Source organism: Limnohabitans sp., assembly GCF_044373035.1.
Classification (GTDB): Bacteria; Pseudomonadota; Gammaproteobacteria; order Burkholderiales; family Burkholderiaceae_C; genus Limnohabitans_A.
Genome location: NZ_JBILQU010000027.1, coordinates 22,815 through 30,146 on the forward strand (window position 1 = coordinate 22,815; position 7,332 = coordinate 30,146).

Annotated in this window: 8 protein-coding genes and 1 pseudogene; 3 read left to right on the forward strand and 6 right to left on the reverse strand. The window is 57.4% G+C overall.

Features of this window, described 5'->3' with window-relative positions:
* Positions 1-45: 45 nt before the first annotated feature.
* The 4 genes from ACIQ47_RS06255 to ACIQ47_RS06270 form a co-directional block, all read right to left on the reverse strand.
* A complete protein-coding gene (locus ACIQ47_RS06255) occupies positions 46-1,362 on the reverse strand; it encodes a TRAP transporter large permease (protein ID WP_396437326.1) in 1,317 nt (438 codons plus the stop codon).
* Positions 1,359-1,784, reverse strand: a complete 426-nt coding sequence (locus tag ACIQ47_RS06260) for a TRAP transporter small permease (protein ID WP_396437327.1) — start codon at positions 1,782-1,784, stop codon at positions 1,359-1,361. Before ACIQ47_RS06260 ends, ACIQ47_RS06255 begins: the two co-directional genes overlap by 4 nt.
* Positions 1,785-1,975: 191 nt before the next feature.
* Positions 1,976-3,007 (reverse strand): TRAP transporter substrate-binding protein, encoded by a 1,032-nt coding sequence (locus ACIQ47_RS06265; RefSeq protein ID WP_396437328.1) that lies wholly within the window; start codon positions 3,005-3,007, stop codon positions 1,976-1,978.
* Between the two features lie 254 nt (positions 3,008-3,261).
* Complete coding sequence (locus tag ACIQ47_RS06270) at positions 3,262-3,957, reverse strand: fumarylacetoacetate hydrolase family protein (RefSeq protein WP_396437329.1); 696 nt, start codon at positions 3,955-3,957, stop codon at positions 3,262-3,264.
* A gap of 98 nt (positions 3,958-4,055) precedes the next feature.
* Between ACIQ47_RS06270 and ACIQ47_RS06275 the strand changes: the two genes are divergently transcribed.
* Positions 4,056-4,493, forward strand: coding sequence for a MarR family winged helix-turn-helix transcriptional regulator (locus tag ACIQ47_RS06275; protein WP_296292570.1), 438 nt, complete (start codon positions 4,056-4,058; stop codon positions 4,491-4,493).
* Positions 4,494-4,501: 8 nt separating this feature from the next.
* Here ACIQ47_RS06275 and ACIQ47_RS06280 read toward each other — a convergent pair whose 3' ends face one another.
* The gene (locus ACIQ47_RS06280; protein ID WP_062405927.1) at positions 4,502-4,804 is read right to left on the reverse strand and encodes an antibiotic biosynthesis monooxygenase; all 303 of its coding nucleotides are present in this window, start codon (positions 4,802-4,804) and stop codon (positions 4,502-4,504) included.
* 91 nt (positions 4,805-4,895) lie between these two features.
* A complete protein-coding gene (locus ACIQ47_RS06285) occupies positions 4,896-5,792 on the reverse strand; it encodes an NUDIX domain-containing protein (protein ID WP_396437330.1) in 897 nt (298 codons plus the stop codon).
* A gap of 439 nt (positions 5,793-6,231) precedes the next feature.
* On the opposite strand from ACIQ47_RS06285, the gene ACIQ47_RS06290 reads away from it, so the two are divergent.
* Together ACIQ47_RS06290 and ACIQ47_RS06295 are read left to right on the forward strand one after the other, a co-directional pair.
* Positions 6,232-7,077: a GNAT family N-acetyltransferase gene (locus ACIQ47_RS06290; RefSeq protein WP_396437331.1), complete on the forward strand. Its 846-nt coding sequence runs from the start codon at positions 6,232-6,234 to the stop codon at positions 7,075-7,077.
* Positions 7,074-7,332, forward strand: a pseudogene (locus tag ACIQ47_RS06295) (hypothetical protein); the annotation flags it as partial. The gene ACIQ47_RS06290 and the pseudogene ACIQ47_RS06295, both read left to right, overlap by 4 nt.

The window sequence follows — 7,332 nt, forward strand, 5'->3', positions numbered from 1 at the left end:
TCCGGGCTTGGGTAACCCGGAGGCTTGTCTGGTTGGTGTGGCCCGTCAGGTCAGGTAGGGGATCAAGAACAGCGCGATGCCGGGGAAGAATAGCAGCAGCAAGGTGCGCACGGTATCGCTGATCAGGAAAGGCATGATGCCTTTGTAGCTTTCGCTCAGCGGCACGTCTTTGGCCATGCCGTTGACCACATACACGTTCAGGCCCACAGGCGGTGCCAACATGCCAAAACCCACCGTCATCAGCACCATGATGCCGAACCAGATGGCGGTGTATTCGGGCGTCATGCCGAAGTCGAGCTTCATGATGATCGGGAAGAATATGGGGATGGTGAGCAGCAGCATGGACAACTCGTCCATCACCGCACCCAGCACCACATACAGCAGCAAGATGCCCGAGACCACCAAGAGCGGGGCCAAGTTCATGCCGACCACCATTTCGGCCAGTTGAGCGGGTACTTGCGTGCGGGCCAGCGAGGCGTTCATGACATCGGCCCCCATGAAGATCATGAAGATCATGGCGCTGCTCAAGGCGGTGGCATGGAAGCAGTGCAAAAACTTCTCCCAGTTCAATTCACGCTTGAGCAGTGCTGCCACAAACGTGGATGCAGCGCCCACGGCCGCCCCTTCGGTAGGGGTGAAAAAGCCTGCATAGATGCCGCCAAACACGATGATGAAGATGGTGGCAATCGGCAAGATGCCTTTGAGCGATTCAAACGTCATTTTTTCGCGCTCTTCCTGGTCAGGGGCTTGGCCTGGAACCAGTCGAACGTAAACGGCAATGGCGATCATGTAACCGACCATGGCGATGATGCCGGGCAACATGGCCGCCGCAAACAGCTTGGCGATGTTTTGCTCGGTCAAGATGGCGTAGATCACCAAGGGCACAGACGGTGGGATCAAGATGCCCAAGGTGCCGCCCGCAGCCAGCGTGCCGGTAGAAAGACGACCCGAATAACCGTGGCGCTTCATCTCGGGCAAGGCCACGCCGGTGATGGTGGCCGCTGTGGCCACTGAGGAGCCGCAAATGGCACCAAACGCACCGCAGGCCAGCACGGCACCCATGGCCAAGCCGCCTTTGAAGCGGCCCATGACGGCCGCAGCAAACTGGAACAGCGCTTTGCTGATGCCGCCTTGCGTGGCGAAATTGCCCATCAAGATGAACAGCGGGATGACCGACAAGTCGTAGTTGGCCAAACGGGCAAAGGCCAGGTTGTTCAGGAAATTCAGGAAAGGCGAGACGCCTGACTGCAAGATGAAGCCCACAGCACCGGCCATGAACATGGCACCCGCGATCGGCACGCGCACGACCATGAGCAGCAGCATGATGCCGAAAATGAGCAAAGCCAATTGAATGGGGGTCATGTCGAAGCCTTTTGGTAGTCCATGGACGAGAGCGTTTGCATGGCGGCAATGACTGCGCTGATGCCAAAAGGAATGCACATGCTGGTGAAGACGATCCAGTCGGGGAAACCCAGCAACATGGATGCGCCCATGGTTTCTTTGGCATTGATGGCCGCAAGGCCACAGCGCCAAGACAGTAAAGCAAAAATCAGCGTCATGATCAGATCGCCAAATCGGTCGAGCCTGAAGTTGGTGGCCTCGCTGCACTTGGCCGTGAAGAAGTCCACGATGATGTTTTCGCGCTTGAACTGGCACAGGGGCATGAACAGGGCAATGGCAGCGCCTGCGCCAACGCCGGTGAGTTCAAAATCGCCGATCAGTGCGGTGTCAAAAAAGTTACGACCGATGAGGCTGTAACAGGTCATCAGCATCAGACCGGTCATGACCAGCCCTCCCAATATGCTGCAGAGCCGGGCAAGCCGCTCCAGGGGATTTGAAAACATCATGGTGTGCTCCGCTGGGCGGAAAAGTGAAAAATCAGTTCGGGTTCTGACTGCAATACAAGCATCAAGCCAGGCCCCTTAAAAACAGAGAGCAGGGACCAGCCCTGCTCTCGTATCTCATCCAAGCTGAATTACTTGGTGTACTGCTTGATCAGGTCGTTGGCCGACTGGAGCATGCCCTTGCCGTCCATGCCCTTGCCAGTCATCTCGGTCACCCAAGCGTCGTCCAAAGAATCGGTGGCTTTTTTCCACTTTTCCAGTTCGGCTTTTGGGATGATGCTGATCTTCTGGTTGGCCGTAGCTTCAAACACTTTTTTACCGACGGCGTCGTGGCCAGCTTGGGTCTTGCCCAGGAAGGCTGACAACTCGCGGCCCGAGTTTTTGTCGATGACGGCTTTCAAATCAGCAGGCAGCGAATCGTACTTGGCTTTGTTCATGGGCAGCACAAACACCGTGGTGTACAGCGCGTTGTAGCTGCGGTCGGTCTCAGCCGTGAAGTTGGTCAACTCATTGACCTTCAGGCTGGGGGCCACTTCGTAAGGAATCACAGCGCCGTCGATCACACCTTTGGACAAGGCTTCAGGCACTTGAGGCACAGGCATGGCCACAGGCGTGGCACCCATCATGGCGACCATCTTGTTGACTTGGCGAGTTGGAGCGCGCACTTTCAGGCCCTTGAGGTCGGCCATGGTGGTCACAGCTTTGTTCTTGGTGTAGATGTTGCCTGGGCCGTGCACGTGGATGGCCAGCATTTTGACGTCTTTGAAGTCATCCTGGGCATATTTCTGGCCGTAGTCCCAAGCGGCGCGGCTGGTGGCTTCAGCGTTGGTCATCATGAAGGGCAACTCAAACACTTCGAGTTTGGCCAATTTGGGGGTGAAGGCTTGCAAAGTCCAAGCCACGTCCACCACGCCATCGCGGGCCTGCTCATACAACTGCACGGGTGTTCCACCCAGTTGCATCGAGGGGAAGATCTCGCACTTCAGGCGGTCTTTGGAGTCGCGTTGAATGTTTTTGCACCAGTCGCCCAACATGGTGGTGTGCTGGATGGTTTGTGCGCTCAGAAAGTGGTGCACTTTCAGCGTGATGGTTTGGGCGTGCACGCCAAAACCAACGGCCATCAGGCCTGCGGCCAAGGCCGTTTGTTGTAAGAACTTCTTCATCGACTTGTCTCCATCATGGGTTGAAAAACGGGATGATAAACCAACCAAGCGGTCGGTTAATGAAAAGAATGGCTCAAGGGGTGCTGAGTTTGGGGAGTCCTAAAGCCCCCTCCTTTCAAAGTGCATGAATTATGTTGCATCTTCGGTCACCATTTGCGAGGGTTAACCCTTCATTGCTAGGGGTGCGCACTTTTGTAAAATGAATTAAAGTGTTTTATATCGCGTCAGACTGTGTTTTGGCGACCTTGTGCAGGTCAGGAAATTTTTATTTGCAAACTGCTCAAGCCCGCCACCTGGCCCACCAGCACATCGCCTGCCACCACGGCGGCCACGCCTTCGGGGGTGCCGGTGTAAATCAGATCGCCGGGCTGCAGTTCCCACGCAGCCGACAAGTGCTCGATGGTTTCGGCCACGTTCCAAATCAACTTGGCCACGTTGCTTCGCTGACGGTCTGCACCATTGACTTGCAGGCTGATCTCGGCGTTGTTCGCATCGCCGGCTTGGGCAATCGGTGTGATGGGGCCGATGGGGGCCGAATGGTCAAAAGCCTTGCCAATGCACCAAGGGCGGCCTTGTTTTTTCATCTCGTTTTGCAGGTCGCGGCGCGTCATGTCCAGGCCCACGGCATAACCATAGATGTGTTGCGCCGCGTTGGCTGCCGAAATGTTGCGACCACCTTGGCCAATGGCCACCACCAGTTCGATCTCGTGGTGCAGGTTTTGCGTGAGGCTGGGGTAAGGCATGGCACCGGTCTGGCCCGCTTCGACCACCACCAGGCTGTCGGTGGGCTTGAGGAAGAAGAAGGGCGGCTCGCGCCCTGTGAAGCCCATCTCTTTGGCGTGTTCTTCATAATTGCGGCCCACACAGTAAATGCGGTGCACCGGAAAACGTTCGGGTTGGCCCAGCACAGGCACCGAGACCCCGGGCATGGGTGAAAATACAAAACTCATGGGTCGCTTTCTTGAACAATGGAAATAAGATGTTAAACGCAATGCCTGAAGCTTGGCACTTGCCGCAAACGCGCTGAACACCGAAACACGACACGCACATGATCCAAAGCATCGACCTGCAGGCCACGCCGGGTCACCTGATTCGACGGGCCCAGCAAATTGCCGTGGCCATTTTTGCCGAGCAACTGGCCAGCGCCGACATCACGCCCGTGCAGTTCGCCATCCTGAACGCCTTGCTGGACAGCCCGGGCATTGACCAGGTGAGCCTGGCCAAGCGCGTGGCTTTTGACCCGGCCACTTCGGGCTCGGTCATTGGGCGGCTGGAAGCCAAGGGTTGGGTGGTGCGCGAGGCCGATCCGTCTGACCGCAGGCGCAAGCTGTTGGTGGTCACGCCGCAGGCTGTGCAGGCTTTGGCCCATATCCAAAGTGATGTGGCCCGGGTGCAAGAAAAAATTCTGGCCCCGCTGACGCCGCAAGAGCAAAGCCAGTTTGTGCATTTGCTCTCGCGCCTGGTGCAAGGCCATCAAGCCGATTGAAGCCCGGCTCAGGCCGAGGTGTAGGTCAGCTCGAAATGCTCCACATGCGGCGGCGCGGCAAAGAAGGGGCCGACGATGGCGCGCCATTCGGTGAACAGCGGCGACTGGCGAAAGCCCACGGTGTGGTCTTCCAGCGTGTCCCAGAAAATCTGCAACACAAAGCGCTCGGGGGTTTCAATGCAGCGGTTGACCTTGGCCCCTCGAAAGCCCTTGGCCCTTGAGGCCACGGTGTTCAGACCCAGTTCAATGGCTTGTTCAAAGGCAGCTTGCTGGCCAGGCTGGATGCGGATGTCGGCGAGTTCGAGGATCATGGTCTAGTCCAAAAGAAGGCGAATAAAACACCACGATACCCGATTCCTGACCCATCAGGCGTCACGGGCAGGCCATACTTTAGCCCCGTGATCAGCGCACTTTGCCGCTTGCGGTGTTGGCGTCTGAACCGGCCATGAGCCAGGCCAGACTTTGGGCCAATGAGGCGCAAGCGTCCATGGTGAACTGACCCGATTGCATGCACGAGACCACCTCGCCGGGGCTCAGACGCCGGAATTCCTGCACTTCGCCATCGGCGTTGATGGGAGTCTCTCGTTCCAAGAGGTGCAGTGTGTACACCAGCAATTGCTCGTCATGCCAGCCCTGGGGCTCGGGCCTTTGTGTGCGAATCACCCCGGAGCCACGCAAGCGGCCGGGCTCAGGCAAGTGCAAGCTGGCTTCTTCGGCCAGTTCACGCAGAGCCGTTGTTGAAGGGGATTCACCGGCGGTCAAGCCTCCAGCGGCCAAGTTGTCCAAGAGGCCTGGGTCGGTGGGCTTGTGGTCAGAACGGCGACCACACCACAAATCGCCATTTGGCAAAAAGCCATGGATGTGCACTGCATGGCTCATCATGCCTAGGTGCCTGAAGCCAGAGCGCTCAACGCACAAAAATGGCGGCACGTCAAAAGCAGGAGGCCATGCGGGCGTGTCAGGCCACCACGCAAAAAACTCACCGCGCCATCCGGTTAACCGCCCTTGAGCTGCTTGCTGGACCAAAAAAACCTGCAAAGCCTGACTGCGTTGCAAAGCATGGTCTGCACCTGATTGCCAGTGCAAGCGACCCTGAACGATGGTGCAGCCGGGCAACAAGGCCACCATGTCCTGGGCTCGATCGTGCGACACCCAACCGATGTCGATCCCGTCACACGACCAGAGTAAGCCACCTGCGGGCGGTGCGTGTTGGGCCTGCCGTTGGCTGGCCAGCCAAGCTTGTTGCGGCCCGCTCAGGCGGGACCAAAAAGCTTGTTCAGGACACAGGCCTTGGCGCATGGGGCTCAAAGGGCTTTGGTCAAAGCCAGCCAAACAAGCTGCATCACAGTAGTCATGCTGAAAAGTTGCACACCAGGCATCCATTCGCACGTTGCAACGAAGTGAGTGGCTGATGGTTTATTTGGCATGAGCAACATCATACGAAGTGCCTGTGACGCTTTAATGAAGGCGCTGTGTCAGTGCGGCACTGCCACTGCTTTGGCGTGTGCTGCTTTCGAAGCAGAGCCTTTTTTTGCCGATGCTGTGAAGCTGCGCGTGTGGCATGACTTGGACAAAAGAACTGCTTGGTTTGAAGACACACGCCAGGATGCTCTTGACCATTTGATGCAGCTGATGCACCGCGTAGCGCAAGCGCACGTCATTCAAATTTAACAAAAAAGACATGTCTTTGACACGGGTACGGGTGAGCATTCAGAACAGAAAAAAAGGAGCTGAAGCCATGAAAGAGTCATCCAACCCCACCTTTGCACTGTCCCCTGTTCAATTGCCAGGGGGGGCGCTCAACTCGGGCTCAGCTGTCACCGGTCTGGACTTTTTGCCACGGCCTCTACAAAGCTCCTTCGAAGTCAGCTGGGCGCAGCATCTCGACGAAGTTCGCGAAGCGCAGCGCCTGAGGTACCAGGTTTTTGCCAACGAGCTGGGCGCGCGGTTGCCCAAATCATTGCCAGGTCATGACATCGATTTGTTCGACGATTACTGTGAACACCTGCTGGTCAGGGATAACGCCTCAGGCCAGGTCATTGGCACCTACCGGGTGCTCACGCCCGCTCAAGCCAAACGGGCAGGCAGCACCTACAGCGACACCGAGTTTGACCTGACCCATCTGCGCGATCTGCGCAGCCGCATGGTGGAGTTGGGCCGCAGCTGCGTGCACGCAGATTACCGCCATGGCGCAGTCATCATGGCCTTGTGGGGTGCCTTGTTTGAGTTCATGGACCGCAACCGCCTGGACACCATGATCGGTTGCGCCAGTATCCCGATGCTGCACAACGGCCTGGTCACGGGTGATGTCGCAGCCAGCATCTGGCACCAGTTGCGTCAGAAGCATTTGGCTGAGATCCAGTTCCATGTGCGGCCACGTTTGCCGCTGCCTGTGGACGAGTTGGACCAGGGTTTGGCCATCGATCCGCCCGCGCTCATCAGGGGCTATTTGCGCTTGGGCGCCAAGGTGCTGGGTGCGCCCGCTTGGGACCCGGATTTCAACACGGCCGATCTGCCCATGATGATGCGCACGGCCGATTTGCCCATGCGTTACCGCAAAAATTTCTCCATGGGGGCCGCATGACCAAAACCGACGCGATCTTAACGGCGGCTGCGATGTTCAAAACATCTCACGCGTCGTTTGATGGCACTTTGCCCCAAGTCTTTCCTGAATCAGTGCAGGGGTCAGACGATCATGACGATGACATTTTTCCCGCAGGCCGGCAGCGTTTGCGGGCAGTTTTCATTTCGGACCTGCACATTGGCACGCCTGGTTTCCAAGCCGAAGCTTTGCTCGATTTTCTGAAACACCACCCCAGCGATGTGTTGTACTTGGTGG